Below are 21,288 nucleotides of genomic sequence, written 5' to 3'. Positions count from 1 at the left end.
CGACTCTTGCCCGCGACTCGCGGAAATGCTTAAGATTCGATCGGATCGAGTATGTCCCCGGCGGGGCGTCAAGCAGAGGAATCGAACAGGCGATGATCCTCGAATGTACCCAGTGCGGATCGCGTTACATGGTCCCCGACAGCGCGATCGGCGCCGACGGGCGGACGGTGCGCTGCGCCAATTGCCGCCACAGCTGGTTCCAGCCGCCGGCGCTGCTTGACCTGTCGGCCCGCGAGCGGATCGACGCGGCGACGCCGCCGGAGACGCCCGCCGCCCCGGCGGCCGCAGCGGAAGCGGCACCCCAGCGGGCCGAACCGCGCCCGACGCCGGTTTCCGAACAGCCCGTGCCGCAGCGCGCCGCGCCGGTGCGCACCTTCGTCGATGACGCGGTGCTCGCGCCCGGCTTCGATCCCTTCGCGCACCGTCCGATGTTCAAGCCGCGCCGCAACCCGGCGAAGCGCTGGACGGCGGCGGCGATGGTCGCGGGGCTGTCGATGCTGCTGGGCGCGGGCGCTATCCTCTATTCGGGTGCGCCGGGCATCGCCGCGCAGCTGGGCCTGCCGATCGGGGAGGCGGAAACCCCGCTGCGCTTCACGGACAAGGCGATCAACCGCCGCGACATGGGCACCGGCAACGAACTGTTCGCGGTCAGCGGCAAGATCGTCAACCCGACGGGCAGCGTCCAGCGGGTGCCCGATATCCGCGTCGAGCTGCGCGATGCCCAGGGACGCCGCGTCTACAACTGGAACGTCACCCCGCGCCAGCGCCGCCTGGGCGCGGGCGAGACGCTGGAATTCAACAGCGGGCGCGTCGATGTGCCGGCCAGTTCGAAGCTGCTCGTCCTGAGCTTCGCCAAGGGGATCGAGGGCTGATCGGGCCCGATCGGCGAAGCGCCATTGCAACGCCCGCCGGGCTTTGCTAGGGGCGCTCGCCTTACCAGCCTCCGGCGTCCGTCGGTTGGGGTTTCACGTGCGGTCGTGGCGGAACTGGTAGACGCGCAACGTTGAGGTCGTTGTGGGCGAAAGCCCGTGGAAGTTCGAGTCTTCTCGACCGCACCACTCCCGATCAGAAGAAGGCACCATTGTGCTGACTGTTCGGGGCCGTCGTTCGCGATGCTCGCGAGCGGCTTGATCGGCCCGGCGATGATAATGACGTTGGGTACCCCCCTTGGCGATAGATCGGCGGGCGTAGCCCTGACGCAGGGGGGTCGCCAAAGCGCAACTTTTCGAGGACGGCCTCGGCCAGTCGACGGGTCGCGTCCGCGGTTACGCGCCGGTCGGCGGAGGGCGGCTGGCGCTCTGAACGACGGGATATGGAGCGTGTTCCGGGCTGGTCGACAGCGACTTGCATGGCAGCAAATCGATCCTGGCCGCCAACCCTCCCATCGGGCTGTCCTCCAGGGTCACGCTCGCACCCATGCTGGCCGCCGCATTCCTGACGATCGCCAATCCCAGGCCCGTGCCATCTCCGCCGCGCTCGGGATCCAGCCGCCGGAACGGCAGGAACGCCTCTTCGCGGCGATCCGTCGGAATACCCGGCCCGTCATCCTCGACTCGCACCGCGACCGGCGGCCCCGCCTCCACGCTGACCCGTATCCGGCGGGCGTGGCGGCAGGCATTCTGCAACAGGTTCGCCAAGGCCCGTTTCATCGCGAGCGGCTTCAGCACGACCGGAAGCGTATCCGGCCCGTCATACTCGACCAGGAAGCCGGCATCGGCCGCGTCGTCGACCAGTGTCATCGCCATCGCCGCCAGATCGACTGGCCGCGCTTCCTCGCGCGCGCCGCTCTGGATGAAGGCGGTGACCGACCCGACGAATTTCTCCATGTCGGCAAGGTCGGCGACGATCGCATCGCGCAGGTCCGAGTCCTCGATCGCGACGGCGCGCAGCCGCGCGCGCTGGATCGGGGTGCGCAGATCGTGCGACACCGCGACCAGCGCCGTGGCATGGTCCTCCATCATCCCCAGCAGTCGCGATTGCATGTCCCGAAACGCCGTCGCGACGCGCCGCACCTCGCTCGGTCCGTCGAGCGGCATCTCCGCCCGCATGCCCCTGCCCGTCGCGTCGGCCGCGCGGGCGAGATTCCCCAGCGGCCGGACCAGCGCATGGAGCATCGCCAGCGCGATGCCGAGCACGCTCGCCAGCAGGAGAAGGTGAAGCACGGTGACGAGCGCCTGCGAGGGCGGTGGGTTGAGGAACGGATGGACGCGGAAGGTGACGAAGCTGCCATCGGCCAGGCGAAGCGCGCCGATAAGGTCGCGGCGCCCGTCGGCCAGGGGCACCACGCTCAGGCGCAGGTCGCGCCCGCGCAACCCCGGCGCGGCCTGGCCCAACCGGGCATGGACCTGGCCCAGTTGCGGAGAGGTCACCGCTGTATCGACGATCACCGTGCGCGAAACCCAGTTCAGCCGCAGTCCGTCGATCGCCATGTCCGCCATCAACCTCGATCGCCCCGACCGATCGACATCCGCCGCCACTTCTCCGGCGGTAGCGAGCTGAGCGGCGATCGCGCGGAACTTCTGTTCCGATACCGCCTCGCGCTCCAGAAGGCGCCCCAGCAGGACATTGCCGGAAAACTCGATCGCCAGCGCCACCACCAGCACCAGCGCAAGCCGCGCCGTCATCCCCCGTGGCGGCAGCATCGCGAACCTCATCGCAGTTCGACGTCGGCGGCGAACATGTATCCGACGCCGCGCACCGTGCGGATCAGCGGGCGGGCGCGGCGGCCGTCGCCCATCTTGCGGCGCAGGCGGCTGACCAGCACGTCGATGCTGCGATCCGAGGATTGGCCGAGCCGCGAGCGCGACATCTCGAGCAGGCGCTCGCGGCCGATCATGCGCTGGGCGTTGCGCAGCAGGCTCAGCAGCAGGTCATGCTCCGCAGCGGTCAGCTCGACCTCGACGCCGGTGGGGGAGATCAGTTCGTGCCGGCGCGGATGATAGATCCAGCCAGCGAAGACGAAGCGTTCGGGCGCCGGCACGTCGAGGGGCATATGCGCCTTCTCGGCCCGGCGCAGGACGGCGCGCACCCGCGCCAGCACCTCGGACCGGCCGAACGGCTTGGCGATATAGTCGTCGGCGCCGAGATCGAGGCCGGCGACCCGGTCGGATTCCTGGCCCCGCGCGCTGATGATGACGATCGGCACCTGGCTGCGCTCGCGGATCGCCTGGCACAGCTCCAGTCCGCTCCGGCCCGGCAGCATGATGTCCAGCAGGATCAGGTCGATCGATCGCTGTTGCAGCGCCTCTTCCAGTTCGTCTCCGTCGGCCGCTCCGGTGGCGTCGTAACCGCATTCGCGAAGCAGCCGGCAGAGCAGGACCCGAAGGCCGGGATCGTCCTCCACGACCACGATATGCCGGGGGCGCGGCGCGGCCTCGCCCGGCGAAGCGGTGGTGTCGTCGATGGTGCCCGTTTGTAACAAACTATTGCTCCCGCCCCGCCGGACCGATCAGGAATTGACACCCGGCAATCGGGTTCGCAATGGCCGCCCGGCGCTGATGCGAATTACTTGCATTAGCAGAACTATGCAAATCGAGCCCGTCCGTCGCTGATCGGCGCCGGGCCGGCGGAACCGGGGGTCACCATGTCATCGTCCATCAGGCTGCCGCTCATCAGCGCGGCGTCGGTCATCGCGCTCGTCATCGGCGCTTCCAGCGCCCGCGCCGAAAGCGACCCCCAGAGCAACGAGGTGGTGGTGACCGCCGCGGGCTTCGAGCAGAAGATCACCGACGCGCCCGCCAGCATCACCGTGGTGACGGAAAAGGAGCTGCGCGAGCGGCCCTACATGACGCTGATCGACGCGGTGCGCGATATCGAGGGCGTCGATGTCGGCGAAACGTCCGACAAGACCGGGCAGCGCACGATCAGCATTCGCGGCATGGGATCGGACTATACGCTGATCCTGGTCGACGGGCGGCGTCAGAACAATCACGGCGACATCTATCCCAACAGCTTCGGCGGCAACCAGTTCAACCACATCCCGCCGCTCGACGCGATCGAACGGATCGAAGTGATCCGCGGCCCCGCGTCGACGCTCTACGGCGCCGACGCGCTGGGCGGCGTCATCAACATCATCACCAAGAAGGTCGCCGACCGCTGGGCCGGATCGGCGACGTTCGGCCGCACTCTTCAGGAAGACGGCGATTTCGGCGACGACATGACGTTCGACGCCAGCCTGCGCGGGCCGGTGATTCCGGGCCTGCTCGGCGTCAGCCTGCGCGGTTCGATCTACCGGCGGATGGCCTCGCTGCCCGATTTCAGCCCGTCGGTTGATCCCGCCGGTGTTACCCACGTCCGCGCGCTCGGCTTCGGCGGCGGCGGACGGACGGTCGACAACACCAACCGCAGCGGCGGCGCCTCGATCAGCCTCACGCCGGCCGATGGCCACAGCCTGATATTCGACATCGACTATTCGCGGCAGGTTTACGACAACACGCCCACCACCAACCCGACGACGGGCGCCCTGGTATATCCGCTCGGCACGCTCGACGGCATCGCCAGCATCTGGCGCGCGACCGGGGGGGTCGTCCAGCCGCAGGTCGGCTATACCGAGGATCAGGTCTTCGACAGGTTCAACTGGTCGGCCACCCATAACGGCGACTGGGGCTTTGCGCGCAGCTTCCTGTCGCTCGCCTATGTCGCGACCAACAACAAGGGCCGTACCATGCCCTTTTCGGTCGCGGAACGGCAGCAGCTGCAACAGATGTGGAGCGGCACCGGCCAATATGCCGGCCTGACCACCGCCGAGCGCCGGGCGATGGCCGAGCGGACCTTCCTGCCGCGCCCGCTGCGCACATTGGAAAGCCGCCAGTACACGCTCGACGCGCGCGTCGACATTCCGGTCGAGAATCTCGCCGGCAAGCATCATTTCGTGATCGGCGGCCAGTATATCGACGGCGACCTGGAGGACGGCGTGTTCGGCCTGGAGGCCAGCGTCGGCGGCATCCAGGCGGTCCAGGCCCACCGCATCTGGTCGCTGTTCGCCGAAGACAACTGGACACCGGTCGAGGGGCTGACAGTCACCGCCGGGCTGCGCTACGACGAGCACGACATGTTCGGCGGGCATTTCAGTCCGCGCCTCTACGCGGTGTACGACATCTCGCCGAAGCTGACCGTCAAGGGCGGCGTCAGCACCGGCTACAAGACGCCGAAGACCACCGATCTCTACGACGGCATCCGCGGTTTCGGCGGGCAGGGCACCAGTCCGTTCATCGGCAATCCCGACCTGAAGCCGGAAACCAGCGTGAACAGCGAGATCGCGGTCTACTGGAACCCGACGCCCCGCAGCGGGATCAACGTCACGCTGTTCCAGAACGACTTCAAGGACAAGATCTCCACCACCAACGTGCGGCCGTGCGTGGTAACCAACTTCGTGCGGCCGTGCGCCAACCTGGGCGATTACTGGGCAATCCTGGGCCTGGGCGGCAACATCAGCGTGCCGGTCAACGTGGATGAGGCGCGCATCCGCGGCGCCGAACTGGCCGGCCGCCTGGGGGTATTCAGCGGACTGTCGCTGCGCGCCAACTACACCTATACCGACAGCGAACAGCTGACCGGAGCCCAGAAGGGCCTCCCGCTGACCCAGACGGCGAAGCACATGGCCAACGCGACGGTGAACTGGGAGCCATTTTCCGGCCTGTCGGTCCAGCTCGCCGCCGAGCACCGCTCGCAGCGCTACCGCGGCGTCGACGTCAACGGCAACCAGCTCTACTGGAGCAGCTACGAGGTGGTGAACCTCGGCATGCAGTACAGGATCACCGAGAATTTCTCGATCAGCGGCCGCGTCAACAATCTGCTCGATCGCGATTTCACCGCCTACGACACCAGCTTCGTCAACAACGGCAACGGAACCTGGACGCCGAGCTTCCAGGATCATTACAACAACAAGGACCGGGCGCGCAGCTACTGGGTGAGCATCAACGCACGCTTCTGATGTCGCTCGCGGCGATCGGGCGCCTCGGCCGTTACGGTCGATGGTGCCTGATCGCTGGTCAGGCGTGGCCCTGAAAGGGGCGGCCGCATCGTCGCGGACCCGTCTCGCGCAAGACGGGTCGCACCATCACTCTGACTGGTCCTTCCTCCCAGGCGTGACCCGCCTGGCCGCGGGTCATCTCGTGCCCGGCCGGCCGAGCCTGCGGTCCGTCCACGTCAATAGCTGAACCTGAGCCCTGCGACGAACTGACGGCCGATCACGTCATAGACCGACGCATCGGTGGGCACCTGGCCGATGCCGCCCGCGCCGGTGATCGGCGGATCGACATTGAACAGGTTCTGCACGCCGACGAATGCCGTCGCCGTCCCCTTCCGCCTTCCCGGCGCGATCCTGTATTGCAGGCTGAGGTCGGTATAGGACCGACCATCGACCGTGAGCACGTCGTAATCCGCCGGTGTGAAGTCGTAACCGACGACCCGCCCGCCGCCGATGAAGCGCTGCGTGACGCTGAACGAAGCGGGGCCGCTGTCCCACGTCGCGCCCGCGGTGACCCGCCACTTCGGGCCGCCGGACAGGCCATCGGTAACCCCGGTGTAGCTGATCAGTCCGTCATAGCGGGTGGGTTTCGGATCGGCGGGGCGCTGGCCGGTGGCGGTGTCGAGATAGGTTCCCATCAGCCGCAGGGTCAGGCTGCCCCAGTCGTGCCGGGGTGTGCGATACTCCGCTTCGAAATCCACGCCGCTGGTACGGGCCGATTGCAGGTTGATGTAGCTGGCGGGCGTCTGGGTGATACGCCCGTCGGCGCCGCGCACGATCACCCCGCAGCCGGTATTGAAGTTGAAGCAGCTGTCGATGGTCAACTGGGCACTGGCGCTGACGATCAGGCCTTTCAGACGAATGTCGTACCAGTCCGCCGACAGACGCAATCCGGGCAGGAAACTGGGGGTCAGCACGATCCCGGCAGTATTGGTGTAGGAAATTTCCGGGGTGAGCAGGGGGTTGCCGGTGTTGGGCGAATATATGGAATATTGCAGGTTCAGCTGCGGATCGGTGATCGTCGAATTTGCCGACGAGCCGGCCTGGAACAGCTGCGTCAGCGCGGGGCCGCGGAAGTCGCGGCTGCGGTTGGCGCGCAGGCGGATCGAATCGTTGATGGTCCAGCTCGCGCCCACCTTCCACACGCGCGTGTCGCCCGAGGTCGAGTAACGGGCCTGGCGCACGGCGCCGGCGATATCCAGCGACTTGGTCCAGCTCTGTCCCGAAATCAGCGGCACGACCGCTTCGGCAAAGCCCTCGACCACCGACACCGAACCGCCGAAGGGCAACTGGCTGCTGACGCCCCACCCGGTCGCCACCGCGATCGGATCGGCGGTGATGTTCACGCGGTCGCGCCGCCACTCCACCCCGGCGGCGAAGGAGATCGGACCCGCCCAGGTGGAAAAGGGCGATCCCTTCAGTGTCGCGGCGGCATTGTGTCGATCGATGTAATAGGTCTTGATCGAGGTGCCCATCACATAGGCGAGCGCGTCCGGCGTGGTCGCGGGGGAGCCGAGCCCGAAGATGTTGATCGGCCGACACCCCGCCGCGCGCGCATCGACATTGCGGCACACCGGCTGGCCGTTCACGATGATGGAATCGAGCGCGTTTGCGTAATTCGTCTTGTTGAGGTTGTTGAACGTCTGGATCGGGCTGTTCGTCCAGCCGTAGTTGTAATGCGCGTCCCATCGCCAGTCGCGCAGGAAGCCTTCACTGCCGAAGCTGCCGTTGATGCCGCCACCGAACTGGCCGGTGTCGGTCGGGTAGCGCATGACGTTCATCGCATAGTCGGTGGAAAAGCGCACGACGCTGATTGTCGACAGGTTGTTCGCCGCCATCTGCGCCCGCACCGACGCGGGCAGGAACGCGTTGTCGATCCTCACCGTATTGGTGTCGTAGTTGCTCGCGGGCAGCGTCAGCGGGCCGGACGTTTCGGTGTGCGCGTAGAGACCGCGCAGATAGACCTCGACGCGATCGGACAGATCGTAGGACAGGTGACCATAGCCGACCTTGCGCTGGAGCGGCGCGGCGACGCGGACGATCGCCGCGCGCGACACCTCGCCGCCGCCGACCATCAGGGTCGGGCTGACCAGCGTGCCGTAGTTGAACTGGTAGGTGGTGCCATTCGGCCCGAACGCGGTGCCCCTCAGGGGCCCGGCCGTGATGAGGCCGCCGAACGTCGCGTTGGACAGCATCACGTTGGACGACAGGATATTGAGCGGATTGCTGACGCTCTTGGTCGCGGCCGTGGCGTTGGGGTTGGACACGAACTGCGCCCCCAGCCAGTCACGCGAATTGGCCGGGATGCCGGAGCTTTCGGCAATCTCGAAGGACAGGGCGATTCTCGCCCGGTCGTCGGCGAAGCGGTGCCCCCAGGCCAGCGACGCGCGATAATTGCCATTGTCGCCGTAGGTCGAGATGCCGCCCTGCAGGCTGCCGCGGACACCCTCGAAATCATGATCCATGATGAGGTTGACCACGCCGGCCAGCGCATCCGAGCCCCATTGTGCCGACGCGCCGCCCGTCACCACCTCCACGCGCTTGACCAGCGACTGCGGGATGAGGCTGATGTTGGTGATTCCGTAGATCGAGCCCGGCATCATGCGTTCGCCGTCGACCATCACCAGCGTACGGATCGATCCCAGGCCGCGCAGGGCGACGCTGGTCTGGCCGACATAATTGCCGCTGGCTGGAACCGTCGATACGCCCAGGCCTCCCTTGATCTGCGGCAACTCCTCCAGCGTATCGATCAGGTTCGCATTTCCTGACCGATTGAGATCGTCGGTCGTCAGCACCGTCGTCGGCACAGGCGCGTCATAGCCCTTGCGGATCACGCGAGTGCCGGTGACGATCACATCCTGTTCTGCAACGCCCTGGCCGTCGGGCGCCGTTGCATCGGCGACCTGCGGCATCGCCGCGTCACCGTTCCGCGAGGACCCGGCAAGAGCTTCTGCGGGAAGAGATGCCGCACCCTGGGCGGCCGACGCCGGAATCATCGCGAGCTGCATCGAGATCGCCGACGTCGCAAAGAGCAAGCGTGCCCGCATCTTCATGAAACCTCTCCCTGGCTGTCGTAATCGAATGATCCTGAAGGTTGGCCGCCCGCCGCAACGACGCGAACGGCAGCCCGCCCTGGACCCTTCCTTCCTCGCCAATGAATAGGATTGTCAATAGCGTTAATGTTCATGCTTCCGTCCATCCTCGATCCGGCAGATAATTATAGCATTGATAAGACACAGATTTTAATGTCGATTCCGGCGCTTTCCAGGCCGACCGAACTCCTTGCCCTTCTTTTACAATAACGCTATTTTATGACTGTTTTATGATCTCGTGCTCGACAGGGGACGGGGTGTTCCGGATTGATAGACGCGCGGGGGAGCGGGCTCCGCGTCGCCGCCAGCGCGCATTGTTGCGGCGCGTTGCGCCGATGGGTGGGGCATGTCGATGTGCCGGGTCACCCGGCTGATAATCGCGTGGAGGGAGATGGACAAAGATGAAGCGCGCAGCTTTGAAGACAGCCCTGTCGCTTGTGGCGATGGCCGCCGCGGCTTCGGCGAACGCAACCACATATCGACAGGGAGATTGCGGCGATTTCAGCGTGGCGATGATCCCCGACACCCAGAATTATGTCGATTACCGGCGTCAGAAATGGTCCGGCTTCGCCTTTGACGCGATCGAGCAGATGAACACCCAGATGTGGTGGATCGCCCGCAATGCCCGGAGTTCCGGCGGGGACATCGTCTTCGCCACCCATGTCGGCGACGTATGGCAGCATTATTCCGAGTGGATGGACCCCGCCCACGCGGCCCGCGGCTTCAAGTGGATGCCCAATGGCGGGTCGGAAACCGCGATGTCCCCCAAGGTTCACACCAGGGCTTTCGAGATTCCCGCCGCCGCCCAGGCGTTTCGGCTGATCGAGGGCAGGCTGCCCTTCTCCGTGGTCGCGGGAAATCACGACTATGACGCGCTATGGACGGATCCCGCGCACCCGCCGCGCCCCGATCTCGACCGGGCCGGCGTGCGGCATATCGGCGGCTTGACGGGTTTCGGATCGGTCTTCTCCGCAAGGTCATCCTTCTTTGCCGGCCAGCCATGGTACGTCGATTCGCGCGACGACGGGGCCGACAGCGCGCAGTTGTTCACCGCGGGACAGTGCCGGTTCCTGCACATCGGCCTGCAATATCATGCACCGCGCGCGTCGCTGGCCTGGGCCGCCCAGGTGATCCGTCGCCACCCCGGACTGCCGACGATCGTCACCACCCACGACTATCTCGGGCGTGACGGCAGGAGAAACATGAAGTCCAACCCGCTCAACAGCAAACTCGATCCGAGCGACGGCGATCCCGAGATCATCTGGAACGACTTCGTCAGCCGCCACGACCAGATCTTCCTGGTGCTGAGCGGGCACGTGTCGGGCCAGGCCTTCAGCATCGACACGAACCGCGCGGGCAATCGCGTCTACCAGATGATGGCCGACTATCAGAGCCGGGGCCAGACCGCGAAGGACGCCGGCACGACAGGCGCCACCGGCGACGGATGGCTCCGCGTGCTGAAGTTCCGGCTCGACGGCGATCGCCCCCGGATCGACGTGCGTACCTATTCTACGCACTATGGAAAATTCTCGTCCGAAATCGCGGAATATGCCTCATGGTACAAGGTGCAGGACGGCCAGGGCGAATTGACGGACGCGGCCTTTCTGGGGCGCGACGAATTCACGATCCAGCTTGACGATTTTCATCGCAGATTTGGCAAGGGTAGCTGACCGCTCCCGCTGCCGAAGAAAGACGCGTACCGTCGCCCCAAACCCGTCAGACCGGCGCCGCCGGCGTTGCGTTTGGTTGGCGGCAGCGGCGGACGGGGTCGGTTGGCTTGCCGCGCCTTTTACGTGAGTAGCCGGCAGCGCGCATCGGGCACGCCGGGCACACGGACCCATTGATAGGCGTCGACAGGCTTGCCCCGTGGGAGATAGGTCACGTCGAACGTCCTGTCCCCCCGCATCACCTTCATCGTGATCGTCTGCGCGGGATCGCGCTGAGCCCCTTCGGTGCTGCTCGCATAGTCGACCCGGTCGCCGTCGAGCAGCCCGGAGCGGGCAGCCTCGCTGTCAGACCTGAGATTCTCGACGATCTGACGACGGACGATCTCCGGCCCGCCGAAGCCCAAGTCGTAGCGGCGGATTTTCGCGGCGACCCGGCGAAAACAGGGTCCATATGCACCTGATGGCGGCACCAGCCGCTCGCCGCGCATCATCGCCAGATGTAGCTGCGGACCCTCCGCGCCCAGTTCGCGCTTCAGCAAGTCCAGCCAGTGCTCCGCCGCGATCGGCTGGTTCCGGCGATGCCGGTCTACCATCGCGCGAACCAGGTCGTCGACCGATCGCCTGCCTCGCGATGCCGCGCGGATCCGCGCGTCGAGTACCGCGAAATAGATCGCGCCGCGATCGTACGGCAACACATTGTACCGCATGTCGCTCCAGAACCTCGGCACGATCGTCTCGTCCGGCTCGGCGATCACGTCATTCGTATAGTAGCGCGCCGCCGTCAGGTTGATGTCACGCAGGTAGCGGTCGGTCGAGATCATGCCGGCGAGCCACGGCAGCCGGGACTGATAATAGACCGCGTTGCCTTCGCTGTACCATTTGCCGAGGTCGTTGGCGGTCCAGCTGTGGGTCATCTCGTGGCCGAGGATCGTCTTCATCCCTTCCGCCGTGGTCGCTGCGCCATAGCCCAGCACGAAGCTGTAGGGCGCGGCGACGCCGTTCCCGGGGGCCGACGGGTTCTCGCGCAGGAACACGCTGTAACGGGGCAGTGAGGGGTCGGCGAAGAACCGGCTCATCCAGGCGTAGAGATCGCCGGTCCAGGTCGCGGCGGCCGCGATGTCGAAGCGCGGGGCGCCGGTCCAGTAGACGCCGAATGCATCGTGCTGGACGCGCTTGACGTCGCCCGCCATGAACATTGCGTAGGTCAGGCGCGAAAGCGGGCCGGCCGGCAATGCCTGATCGCCTTCGCCGAAGGTCGAGATGGCGGTCGCACCCCGCCGCAGGGCGGACAGATCCCAGTCGAGCGCGATGCGATAATTTCCATCCTGTCGCGGGATCAGCAGCAGCATGTTACCGACGCCGAAGACCCCTGCTCCATCGACGTGGGGGGTGGTGGACAATATGCCGCCCGTCGAATTGTCGATCGCCACGCGATAGCGGACGGTGACCGCACCGGAGATCGCCCGGCCGGCCCGCCAGCCGCGCTGCCCCGTCTGACCGTCGTCGGTGATCGGCACCGCGCCGTCGTTGTCGACGACTGACAGGCCTTCGATACGGATAGGCCCGGACATGCGCGGCGCCATGTTCTGATGGACGAACAGCGTGTCGCCCGCGGCAAAGCGTGCGTCCGACAGCCGGAGTACCACCGCAAGATCGGCCCGCCCCGCCGCCTGATCGATCGCACCGGGAGCCAAGGCTATCGACAGCTGCGGCGCCTGGTCGCCCTGTGCGAACAGCGGGGTTGAGCCCGACAATATCGCGGCAGCGGCGATCACGAACCTCATGTTCCGACCCTTTGTGAAGTTACCCAGCCCGGAGCAATACGCGGCAGGGGCATGTTCCCACCGAACAGAGGCCCATTTTTGCAATCAAGGAAGCAAGAAGTAACAATTGAAACAATTTTGTTGCTGCGTCCTTCGGGTTTCGCGGCATCGCGCGTAGAACTGGACAGGCCAGACGCGATAACCGCGACGGCGCTGAGGGGGGCTTCAGATGGTTGGTTCCAGACTGGTTCGTTTGGCGGTTTCGGCTGCGATGGTGGCGACCGTGGCGGTGGTTGTTCCCGATGCGGTGGCGCAGGCGCCGCAGCAATATCGCTTCGACATTCCGTCCCAGGATCTGGGCGGAGCTCTGAGAGCATTCGGCCGCGCGACCAACCAGCAGATCATATTCTCTGAGCGGGCCGTCTCCGGCAAGCGCGCGCCGGCCCTGATCGGCCGCTATTCGGCGGAGGACGGCCTGCGCCAGCTGCTGTCGGGAACCGGACTGTCGACCAGCCGCACGTCCAGCGGGATGTACTATCTGAAGACCTCCGCGATGACGGCGGGCGCCGCGACCGCGGCTGTGGCGCAGACCGCTCCGCTGACGGCCGGGGCCAGCACCGAGGAAACGACGGAAGACCAGGTGGTCGTCACCGGTTCGCGAATCCGTCGCAGCGATACCGACACCGCCGCGCCGGTGCGCGTGTTCGACCGCCAGGAACTCGAGGAACGCGGCTTCACCCAGGTGGGCCAGATGCTGAACGAGGTGACGTCGAACACGCCATCGTTCCCGACGTCGCAGGGGACGGGGTTTCCGGCGGGCGCCGGCAGAACCTATCCCAACCTGTTCAGCCTGGGCGCCGGTCGAACCCTGACACTGCTCAACGGGCGACGCATGGTTGCGTCGGATTCCGGCCTGGGCGACCGCACCGTCGATACCAACGTCATCCCCTCCGGCCTGATCCGGCGGGTGGACGTCGTGCAGGCGGGCGGTGCGGCAGTCTATGGATCGGACGCGATCGCCGGCGTGGTGAACTATGTCCTTCGCGACGATTTCGAGGGTATCGAAGTCGATCTGCAGAACTCGATCAGTTCGCGCGGCGACGATTGGCGGCCCTACGCGCGGTTGACCGCGGGGACGAATTTCGGCGGCGGGCGCGGCAATATCGCCGTCAATCTGGAATTCTCGAAGACCGATCCGCTGCTGGAGGTCGATCGCCCGCTGACCGCGCTGTCGGCGCGCAACGTGCCCAACCCGGCCAATGTCTCCACCACCGACGGCATCTCGCCGACGATGTGGGTGCTGGGCGGGCGCATGTGGCAGATCAACAATCAGGGCGTTATCTTTTCCTCGACCGCCAACAGCCCGAACTCCCTGCTGCGCAGCGGCGGCCAGGCGCTCCAATTCTCCGCCGACGGGCAAGGCGTGACCTCCTATGATCCGGGCCTGATCCAGGGGACGAGTTCGACCGCGATCGGCGGGCAGGGTCGCGACTGGCGCGAGCTATCGACATTGCAGGCTGGCGTCCGGCGCTATTCCGGTACGCTCATCGGCCATTTCGACCTTACCGAGGGCGTGCGGCTGGTCGGCGAATTCGTCTATGCTCGCCAGGAAGCGGACGATCCGTACGGCATCCAGGGCATCACCCGCTCGCTGACGGGGTCGGCTGCGTCCCAGGGGCAGGCGGTGACCTTCAACCGCACCAATCCGTACCTGACCGCGGCGGCGATCACCGCGCTCGATGCGGCAAGCCCGACGTTCGCGGCGGGCGGGAACCTGTTCCTGTCGCGCTATTTCGACATCCTGCCCAATCGCAACCGGCATGCCGAAACCGACACGTGGCGCGCGCTGGTCGGGTTCGAAGGCGATTTCAAGGCCGGCGAGCGCGAGTTCTACTACAGTTTGACCGCCAGTCGGGGGCAGACCGAAGGCTTCTCGGAAAACCCGGACAAATGGGCCAACCGTTTCGGCAACGCGCTGAACGCGACGCGGGTCGGCAACACCATCGTCTGCGCGATCAACGCGGATGCGATCACGACCAACGACGATGCCGCATGCCGTCCGATCAATCCGTTCGGCAACACGCCGGCCTCCGCGGAGGCACTGGCGTACATCACGGTCATGGACGGGTCGTCGTTCAAGAACGTCCAGGACAATTATCTCGCCACTCTGGGCGGCGACATCGTCCGCCTGCCCGCCGGCACGGCCAAGTTCAGCATCGCCTATGAACATCGCCGCGAAACCGTGGATTTCACGCCGGCACCGGCCGCGCAGGCGGGCATCGTGTTCAACAGCGGGCCGAGCCTGCCGGTGTCGCAGGGATACAAGACCAACGAGTTTTCCGGCGAGCTGCTGCTGCCGCTCGTCGGCCGCGACTTCACCCTGCCGCTGGTCAAGAGCCTGGAGGCGACCGGATCGGTGCGCTTCGTCGATCATTCGATCGCGGGCAAGGAAACGGTCTGGGGCGTCGGCGGTCGCTGGGACACGGGCCTGGGTATAACCTTCCGCGTGTCGCGCAGCCGTAACTTCCGCGCGCCGAGCCTGACCCAGCAATTCGCCCCGGCCAGCGTTTCGGGACTGCCGCTGGGCAACGATCCATGCGACGCCGATCGTATCGCGAGCGGTCCTGCGCCCGCCACCCGGCGCGCCAACTGCCTCGCTCTGTTCACCGCGAATCCGACCTACGGCGTCTACACCGGTGGCGCGGCGGCCGGTGCGTCGGCGGAAGCGCGGCTGGCGACGTTCCAGAACCCGGCCGAGAACACCGGTTTCATGGCGGTCACCAACCGCGGCAACCCGAACCTGCGCAACGAGATTGCCAACACGCTGACGTTCGGCGTGGTGATCCAGCCCGAATTCATTCCGGGCCTGACGTTCACGGCCGATCGCCTGCAGCTCGATCTGAGCGACGGTCTCTCGGCCTTCACGCCCGCGACCTTCATGGCCGTCTGCTACGACAGCACCCCCTATCCCAACGCGGCGTGCGACACGTTCACCCGTGACGCGCAGGGATTCACCCCGACGGGTACATCGACGACGTTCAACGCCGGGACGCTGCTGTATCGGGGTGAAATCTACAACTTCAACTATCGCATGCCGCTCAGCGACTGGTTCAAGGCGAACGTCGGTACGCTGGAATTCGGCGTGGAGGCGACCCACAACGACTATTATGCGCAGTCGAGCACGGGCTTCAATCTCGGCCGGTCGGACGGCACCATCGCGGTGCCGGCGTGGCGCTGGCGCTTTGATGCGCGCTACCATCTCGGATCGTTCCGCATGTTCTACTCGGTCTATCACCTGCCGGCGTCGAAGGCGTCGTTCACCGACACGATCGAGACCAACCCGGTCCCGGTGCTTGCCGCCAACACCCGGCATACCGTGTCGGTTCAGTATGAACTGCCGCGCATCACCTTTCGCGCGGGTGTGAACAACATCTTCGACGAAGGACCGTCCTTCCCGAGCCGTTCGTTCGGCGACATCAACGGCCGCCAGTTCTTCGTCGGAGCCAAGGTTCGCCTGTGACCTCCCTCACCCGCCGCGCGGCCCTGTTCGGCGCGGCGGGGGCGGGCGCCATGGCGGCGGCGCCGCCAATCCGGCTCGACGCCGTTCGCGAAGATTTCCCGATCGTCGCGAACGGGCGGGCGTTCCTGAACTCGGCCTATATCGCGCCGGTGTCGCGCCAGGTTGCGGACGCGGCGGCGGGCTTCATGCGCGCCAAGGCCGAGGCGCCGATGACGCTCGGCATGCTGCTCGGCACCACCGAGAGGGTCCGCAAGCAGTTCGCCGCCCTGATCGGCGCCGACGCCGATGAAGTCGGCCTGCTGTTCTCGACCGCCGAGGCCGAAAACCTGATCGCTTCGGGCCTGGAACTTCGGCCGGGCGACAACGTCGTGATCGACGACCTGCACTATGACACCGAGTTCATCCTGTATCGTGAGCTTGAACGGACCCGCGGCATCGAATTGCGCGTGGCGAAGAACCGGAGCGGGCGGGTCGGCGTCGCGGAATTCGCGCCACTCGTCGATCGCCGGACCCGGCTGCTGTCGGTCGCATGGGTGTCGCATCGCAACGGTTTCCGCCACGATCTGGCGGCCCTGGCCGAACTCGCGCACGCGCATGGTGCCTTGCTGTATGCCGATGCCATCCAGGGGATCGGTGCGCTGGCGATCGACGTGAAGAAGGAGCGCATCGATTTCCTGTGTGCCGGATCGTACAAATGGCTGTTCGCCGGGTGGGGTGTGGCGCCCTTCTATTGCCGCCGTGACCGGCTCGACCGGCTCAGGCTCGACCGGTTCGGCGAGATGCACGCAAGCGCGCGCGCCGATGGCAGCTTTGCGATCGACGGGACGGCGCGCCGCTTCGACTATTCAAGCCGAGCGTTCGGCGAGGTCCACGCGCTGGGCGCCGCGCTCGATCATATCGGCGCGCTCGGCGTGCCGCAGATCGAGGCGCAGTGCACTGGCCTCGCGATGCGGCTGCGTGACGGGGTCGAGCGCCTGGGCCTGCAACCGCTGACGCCGCCCGGCAATCGCTCGCCGATCGTCTCGCTTGTCGCGCCACGGCCGATCGAGGCGGTGCGCACGGCGTTCGACCGGGCCGGAGTCGATGTGACGGCACGCCAGGGCATGATCCGCATCGCCCCGGCTGTCTTCAACACCGAAACCGATATCGACCGCGCATTGGACGTGCTGAAGGGGTTGCGATGAGATTGCCTGGCCTGTGCGCGGCGGCGCTGTTCCTGGTTGCGGCCCCGTCGCAAGCACAGCCGGGGTCGGCCGAGCAGCGCATTCTCGCGGACATGGCGGTGCTGACGTCCGACGGGATGGAAGGCAGACGGCCCGGTACGTCGGGCGAACGCAAGACCGTCCGCGAGCTGATCGCCATGTTTCACCGGGTCGGGCTGGAACCCGGCGCCGGGGGCGGCTGGCGGCAGCCGGTGCCGCTTGCAGAACGCAGGCCGGTGCGGGCGCAGTTCGCCGTGCGGGGCGGCGACGACATTTCCGGCGACGTTCTGCTGATCGGCGAACGCCCCGCCATGCGCGTCAGCGGCGCGCAGGTCCGCTATGTCGATCATGCCCAGGCGGTCGCGCCGGCGCCGGGCATGATCCTGCTCTATCGCGACCAGACGCCCGCCGACGCGCCATTCGCGCCCGACAGCGACAATGTCGCGCGTTACGAACGGTTGGCCGTCAGCGGTGCCGCGATGGCGCTGGCGATCGTCGATGACAGGATCATCGCCCGCCAGCGGCAGCGCATGCCGCTGGGCGTGATCGAAGCCGCCGGCGCGGCACGCGCGCCGATTCGCGGCTATATCAGCGAAGCGGCGGCGCAACGCCTGCTCGCGGGCGGCGTGGTGGTTGATGCCCGGGTGGAGACCGCGGTTCGCCGCTTCACCTCGGTCAATGTCATCGGGCGACTGCGAGGCGCGACTGAACCTGGAAGAGCCCTGGTCTATTCGGCGCATTGGGATGCGTTCGGCCGCTGCCGTCCGGGCGAGGCCGATGCGATCTGCAACGGCGGGATCGATAACGCCAGCGGGATCGCGGGCCTGCTGGAGATCGCGCGCTGGTTCGTCGCTGGCCCACGGCCGGACCGTTCGATCCTGTTCGTGGCGACAACGGCCGAGGAACATGGCCTGCTGGGCATGCGCGCCTATGCGGCGCGGCCGGTGGTACCGCTGGCGGATACCGTGGCGGCGATCAACGTAGATACGATCGCGCTCTATGGCGCGGGCCATCCGGTCGGTTTCGTGGGCGGCGGGCTGACGGACCTCGACCCGATCATCGCGCGGCTGGTCGCGGGGCAGGGCCGCACGCTGGACGAAGGGGCTGGCCCGGCGTTCGTCGCGCGCAGTTCGGACGCGTGGCCGATGCTGCGCGGCGGCGTGCCGTCGGTCATCCTGTCCAACGTCATTGCCCGGACCGGCCCTGACAAGGGCGCGGCGTTCCAGAATTTCATCACGACCCGCGCGCATTTCCCGAGCGACGACATGCGCGACCTCGAACTCGGCGGCGCGATCGAGGATCTGCGCCTGATGCACGCACTGGGGCTGGATCTGGCGCGCCGTGATGCCTGGCCGGACTTTCTGCCGGGCAGCCGCTTCAGCCGCCCCAGATCCGTTCGGCGTACCGCAGGAAATTGAGGCCGAGGATCTTGTCGATCCGCGCCGCGCCGTGCCCACGTCGCCTGAGCTTGTCCGCGAGGATGCGGAACTGTTCCGGCCCGGTCATGTCGATCGCGAAGATATAGGAATCGGGCCGCTCGCCCGGCGCGGAGATGCCGGCGGCGCGGCGGCGCTCGATGTCCCTGGCGAAGGCCGCGGTCCAGCGCGGCATGTCGTCGATGCCGGTCGTCGGCCCGTCGGTGCCGATACCGACTGCGTCCTCGCCGCAGATGTCGATGGCATGTTCGATATGCGCGACCACGTCGTCGCCGCGAACCTGGCTGCCGTCCGCGCGCAGGAACGGCATGAAATAAATGCCGACGAAGCCGCCCCGCTCGGCGACCAGCCGCAGCTCCTCGTCGGTCTTGTTACGAGGCAGGTCGGCCAGCGCGCGGCAGCCGGTATGATTGATCGAGATCGGCTGGGTCGAAGCCCGCGCGGCATCAAGGCAGATGCTGCGCCCGCTGTGCGACAGGTCCACCATCACGCGGCGCGCATTGAGCCGGGCCACGACCTCGCGCCCGAACGCGGTGAGCCCTTGGTCTTCCCGGTCGAGCGAACCGCCGCCCAGCTGGTTGCGGACATTGTAGGTCAGCTGGATGATGCGGACCCCCAGATCGGCGAAGACATCGACCCTGCGCGCATCCGATCCCATCATCGCGGCATTCTGAAAGCCGTAGATCAACCCCAGCCTGCCCGCGGCTTGCGCCCGGCGGATGTCGTTCGCGGTCCAGACCTTGGTCAGGCGGTCGGAATATTTCCGTACGCGCGCGTCCCATTCGGCGATGTCGCGTACACTCGCTTCAAAGGGTTCGTCCTTCCCGGACACATAACCGATCGTGATGTTGAGCGCGTCCATCCCGGACGCGGACGCGTCGCGGATCAGGCGATCCCAGTCCGGCTTCTCACCGCTGCCCCACAGATTCGGGTCGCTCAGCCCGCCCAACGCATTGATGACCAGCCGGTCGCCCCGCCGCTGCGCCATCGCGCCCGGCGCCGGCGCCACCGACAGCGCGGCAGCCGCCGCCATCAGCCCACGACGATCGATCATTTGGCTTCCTCCGGCGCGAACAGCGCTATCGCATTGCCCCGCACCTGCGTCCGCACGCCCAGCGTGATCGCCAGTCCATCGACAAGCGCTTCGGTATCGCCGGCGCGGAACACGCCCGACACGCGCATGCCGCCGACCCTGGCATCGCCGAGCACCAGCTGCCGCGCCGCCGAGCGATTGGTGCGTGCCACCACGACCTCCAGCGAGTCGTTCTCGAAGTCGAGCATTCCGGACTGCCAGGTCATCGACCGAACGGGATCGATCGGCACCAGCGAGGGCTTCGGACCATCCGTCACGCCGCTCAGTACCAGTTCGCGCCCCGGCTGCTTCATTTTTATGTCTTGCGTGGCCGCGGCCGCCGCGGGGGCCAACACCGTCCCGTCGCGCAGCACGGACACATGCCCTTCATAAAGCGCCACGCGCACCTGTTCGCCGATCAACTCGACGCTGAAGGACGTGCCGGTCGCGACGACCACGCGATCGTCCGCCGCCACACTGAACGGGCGGAGCGGATCTGGCGCCACGTCGAATTTCGCGCGCCCGCGGTCGAGCCACAGCTGGCGGCGGCCGGCGGCATATTTGACCCGGACGAGGGTCGACGCGTCGAGCGACAGGCGAGATCCGTCGTCGAGCACGACGACGCGACGCTCTCCGCGTGATGTCGCATATCGGTCGGGCTGTTCCGCGTACCAGTAGCTCGCGCTCATGACGCATAGCAGCAGCATGGCGGCGATCGCCGCGAACCGCCGGACATCGCGCACGATCGGCCAGCGCGGCCGGTGGAGGCGCTGGGACTCCATCCGCGCGCTCGCCAGCGCCTTCTCGCGGAGCGCCATGACCGGCATCGCGGTGGCATAGCTCTCGACCGCTCGCCAGGTGCCGGCGATCTCCTCCAGCGCGGCGCCGTTGGCGCCGTCAGCGTCAAGCCAGGCGCGCAGCTCGGCCTGTTCCGGACCCGTCAGTTCGGTATCGCCAAGCCGAATCGCCCAGGCGGCTGCGATCTCGTCGCGCTCGTCGGCGGCTGATGTCATTGGGGGCTTTCCTCACTCGCCAGACTGCGTTTCAGGCTAACGCTGGCGCGAATTACATGCTGCTCCACCGTGCGGATCGAAATTCCCAGCATGGTGGCGATCTCGCGCTGCTTCATATGTTCCAGCCGGAACAGCACGAAGATCGTGCGCGTCCGCTCGGGCAGGTCGCGCAGCGCGGCGAGCACGGCATTGAGGGACTGGCGCCCCTGCATGACGCGATCGGGATCGAGTTCGTCGATCCAGCCTGTGCGGAGCGCGGACGCCTCCGCCTGATAGGCGGAACGCACTCGGGTGCGCCGCGCCCGGTCGCGCAGCATGTTGGCGGCGATCTGGAAGACATAGGCGTCCGGGCGCGACGGATCGATCGTCGCGGCATGTTCCGATACGCGCAGCAATACTTCCTGGGTCAGATCCTCGGCCTCCGTCACGTCGCGCATCCTTCGCAGGAAGAACGACATCAGGGCGGGACGGAACCGCTGGTGCAGCGCCGTCACCAGCACGTCGTTGCGTTCCGGCTTCATGGGCCGCCATTCGATATACGCACGGAGCCCCCCG

Annotated in this window: 13 protein-coding genes and 1 tRNA gene; 7 read left to right on the top strand and 7 right to left on the bottom strand. The window is 66.7% G+C overall.

Translation table 11 applies throughout. The features are described 5' to 3' along the window. Window positions 1-92 precede the first annotated feature (92 nt). Window positions 93-872: an MJ0042-type zinc finger domain-containing protein gene (locus VYI76_RS04895; RefSeq protein ID WP_326523648.1), complete on the top strand. Its 780-nt coding sequence runs from the start codon at window positions 93-95 to the stop codon at window positions 870-872. 99 nt (window positions 873-971) lie between these two features. Next, a tRNA-Leu gene (locus VYI76_RS04890) sits at window positions 972-1,058 on the top strand. Between the two features lie 207 nt (window positions 1,059-1,265). Here VYI76_RS04890 and VYI76_RS04885 read toward each other — a convergent pair. Both VYI76_RS04885 and VYI76_RS04880 read right to left on the bottom strand, forming a co-directional pair. After that, window positions 1,266-2,654 (bottom strand): ATP-binding protein, encoded by a 1,389-nt coding sequence (locus VYI76_RS04885; protein WP_326523647.1) that lies wholly within the window; start codon window positions 2,652-2,654, stop codon window positions 1,266-1,268. After that, window positions 2,651-3,352 (bottom strand): response regulator transcription factor, encoded by a 702-nt coding sequence (locus tag VYI76_RS04880; RefSeq protein WP_326523886.1) that lies wholly within the window; start codon window positions 3,350-3,352, stop codon window positions 2,651-2,653. Before VYI76_RS04880 ends, VYI76_RS04885 begins: the two co-directional genes overlap by 4 nt. A 231-nt stretch (window positions 3,353-3,583) precedes the next feature. On the opposite strand from VYI76_RS04880, the gene VYI76_RS04875 reads away from it, so the two are divergent. Further along, window positions 3,584-5,932 (top strand): TonB-dependent receptor domain-containing protein, encoded by a 2,349-nt coding sequence (locus tag VYI76_RS04875; RefSeq protein ID WP_326523646.1) that lies wholly within the window; start codon window positions 3,584-3,586, stop codon window positions 5,930-5,932. A gap of 215 nt (window positions 5,933-6,147) precedes the next feature. Here VYI76_RS04875 and VYI76_RS04870 read toward each other — a convergent pair whose 3' ends face one another. Further along, window positions 6,148-9,021 (bottom strand): TonB-dependent receptor plug domain-containing protein, encoded by a 2,874-nt coding sequence (locus VYI76_RS04870; RefSeq protein ID WP_326523645.1) that lies wholly within the window; start codon window positions 9,019-9,021, stop codon window positions 6,148-6,150. Window positions 9,022-9,461: 440 nt separating this feature from the next. Here VYI76_RS04870 and VYI76_RS04865 point away from each other — a divergent pair, with 440 nt between their 5' ends. After that, window positions 9,462-10,730: a serine/threonine protein phosphatase gene (locus VYI76_RS04865; protein WP_326523644.1), complete on the top strand. Its 1,269-nt coding sequence runs from the start codon at window positions 9,462-9,464 to the stop codon at window positions 10,728-10,730. A 119-nt stretch (window positions 10,731-10,849) separates the two neighbouring features. Here the strand turns inward: VYI76_RS04865 and VYI76_RS04860 are convergent, their stop codons facing one another. Further along, a complete protein-coding gene (locus tag VYI76_RS04860) occupies window positions 10,850-12,511 on the bottom strand; it encodes a hypothetical protein (protein WP_326523643.1) in 1,662 nt (553 codons plus the stop codon). Window positions 12,512-12,719: 208 nt separating this feature from the next. On the opposite strand from VYI76_RS04860, the gene VYI76_RS04855 reads away from it, so the two are divergent. Genes VYI76_RS04855 through VYI76_RS04845 form a run of 3 tightly spaced genes read left to right on the top strand, consistent with a single transcriptional unit; the run spans window position 12,720 to window position 18,630 of the window. Continuing rightward, window positions 12,720-16,010, top strand: a complete 3,291-nt coding sequence (locus VYI76_RS04855; RefSeq protein WP_326523642.1) for a TonB-dependent receptor plug domain-containing protein — start codon at window positions 12,720-12,722, stop codon at window positions 16,008-16,010. After that, the gene (locus VYI76_RS04850; RefSeq protein WP_326523641.1) at window positions 16,007-17,194 is read left to right on the top strand and encodes an aminotransferase class V-fold PLP-dependent enzyme; all 1,188 of its coding nucleotides are present in this window, start codon (window positions 16,007-16,009) and stop codon (window positions 17,192-17,194) included. The genes VYI76_RS04855 and VYI76_RS04850 overlap by 4 nt, the downstream gene beginning before the upstream one ends. After that, a complete protein-coding gene (locus tag VYI76_RS04845) occupies window positions 17,191-18,630 on the top strand; it encodes a M28 family peptidase (RefSeq protein WP_326523640.1) in 1,440 nt (479 codons plus the stop codon). The genes VYI76_RS04850 and VYI76_RS04845 overlap by 4 nt, the downstream gene beginning before the upstream one ends. Here the strand turns inward: VYI76_RS04845 and VYI76_RS04840 are convergent. Genes VYI76_RS04840 through VYI76_RS04830 form a run of 3 tightly spaced genes read right to left on the bottom strand, consistent with a single transcriptional unit; the run spans window position 18,590 to window position 21,254 of the window. Continuing rightward, entirely contained in the window at window positions 18,590-19,702 is a 1,113-nt protein-coding gene (locus VYI76_RS04840; protein ID WP_326523639.1) for a dipeptidase, read from the bottom strand. The two genes, VYI76_RS04845 and VYI76_RS04840, sit on opposite strands and share 41 nt — an antisense overlap. Then, on the bottom strand, window positions 19,699-20,733 hold the full coding sequence (locus VYI76_RS04835; RefSeq protein WP_326523638.1) for a FecR family protein: 1,035 nt from the start codon (window positions 20,731-20,733) through the stop codon (window positions 19,699-19,701). Before VYI76_RS04835 ends, VYI76_RS04840 begins: the two co-directional genes overlap by 4 nt. After that, window positions 20,730-21,254, bottom strand: coding sequence for an RNA polymerase sigma factor (locus VYI76_RS04830; RefSeq protein WP_326523637.1), 525 nt, complete (start codon window positions 21,252-21,254; stop codon window positions 20,730-20,732). The genes VYI76_RS04835 and VYI76_RS04830 overlap by 4 nt, the downstream gene beginning before the upstream one ends. Between the last annotated feature and the right edge of the window lie 34 nt (window positions 21,255-21,288).

Source organism: Sphingomonas sp., assembly GCF_035910975.1.
GTDB lineage: Bacteria > Pseudomonadota > Alphaproteobacteria > Sphingomonadales > Sphingomonadaceae > Sphingomonas.
Note: the sequence above shows the minus strand (reverse complement) of the source record. Positions and strands in the feature narration are given on the sequence as shown.

What these genes read in the sequence shown, in the direction of transcription:
- VYI76_RS04855 (WP_326523642.1), top strand. Translation starts at nt 12,720, where the DNA reads ATGGTTGGTTCCAGACTGGTTCGTTTGGCGGTTTCGGCTGCGATGGTG.
- VYI76_RS04885 (WP_326523647.1), bottom strand. Translation starts at nt 2,654, where the DNA reads ATGAGGTTCGCGATGCTGCCGCCACGGGGGATGACGGCGCGGCTTGCG.
- VYI76_RS04870 (WP_326523645.1), bottom strand. Translation starts at nt 9,021, where the DNA reads ATGAAGATGCGGGCACGCTTGCTCTTTGCGACGTCGGCGATCTCGATG.
- VYI76_RS04840 (WP_326523639.1), bottom strand. Translation starts at nt 19,702, where the DNA reads ATGATCGATCGTCGTGGGCTGATGGCGGCGGCTGCCGCGCTGTCGGTG.
- VYI76_RS04845 (WP_326523640.1), top strand. Translation starts at nt 17,191, where the DNA reads ATGAGATTGCCTGGCCTGTGCGCGGCGGCGCTGTTCCTGGTTGCGGCC.
- VYI76_RS04865 (WP_326523644.1), top strand. Translation starts at nt 9,462, where the DNA reads ATGAAGCGCGCAGCTTTGAAGACAGCCCTGTCGCTTGTGGCGATGGCC.
- VYI76_RS04875 (WP_326523646.1), top strand. Translation starts at nt 3,584, where the DNA reads ATGTCATCGTCCATCAGGCTGCCGCTCATCAGCGCGGCGTCGGTCATC.
- VYI76_RS04860 (WP_326523643.1), bottom strand. Translation starts at nt 12,511, where the DNA reads ATGAGGTTCGTGATCGCCGCTGCCGCGATATTGTCGGGCTCAACCCCG.
- VYI76_RS04835 (WP_326523638.1), bottom strand. Translation starts at nt 20,733, where the DNA reads ATGACATCAGCCGCCGACGAGCGCGACGAGATCGCAGCCGCCTGGGCG.
- VYI76_RS04895 (WP_326523648.1), top strand. Translation starts at nt 93, where the DNA reads ATGATCCTCGAATGTACCCAGTGCGGATCGCGTTACATGGTCCCCGAC.
- VYI76_RS04830 (WP_326523637.1), bottom strand. Translation starts at nt 21,254, where the DNA reads ATGAAGCCGGAACGCAACGACGTGCTGGTGACGGCGCTGCACCAGCGG.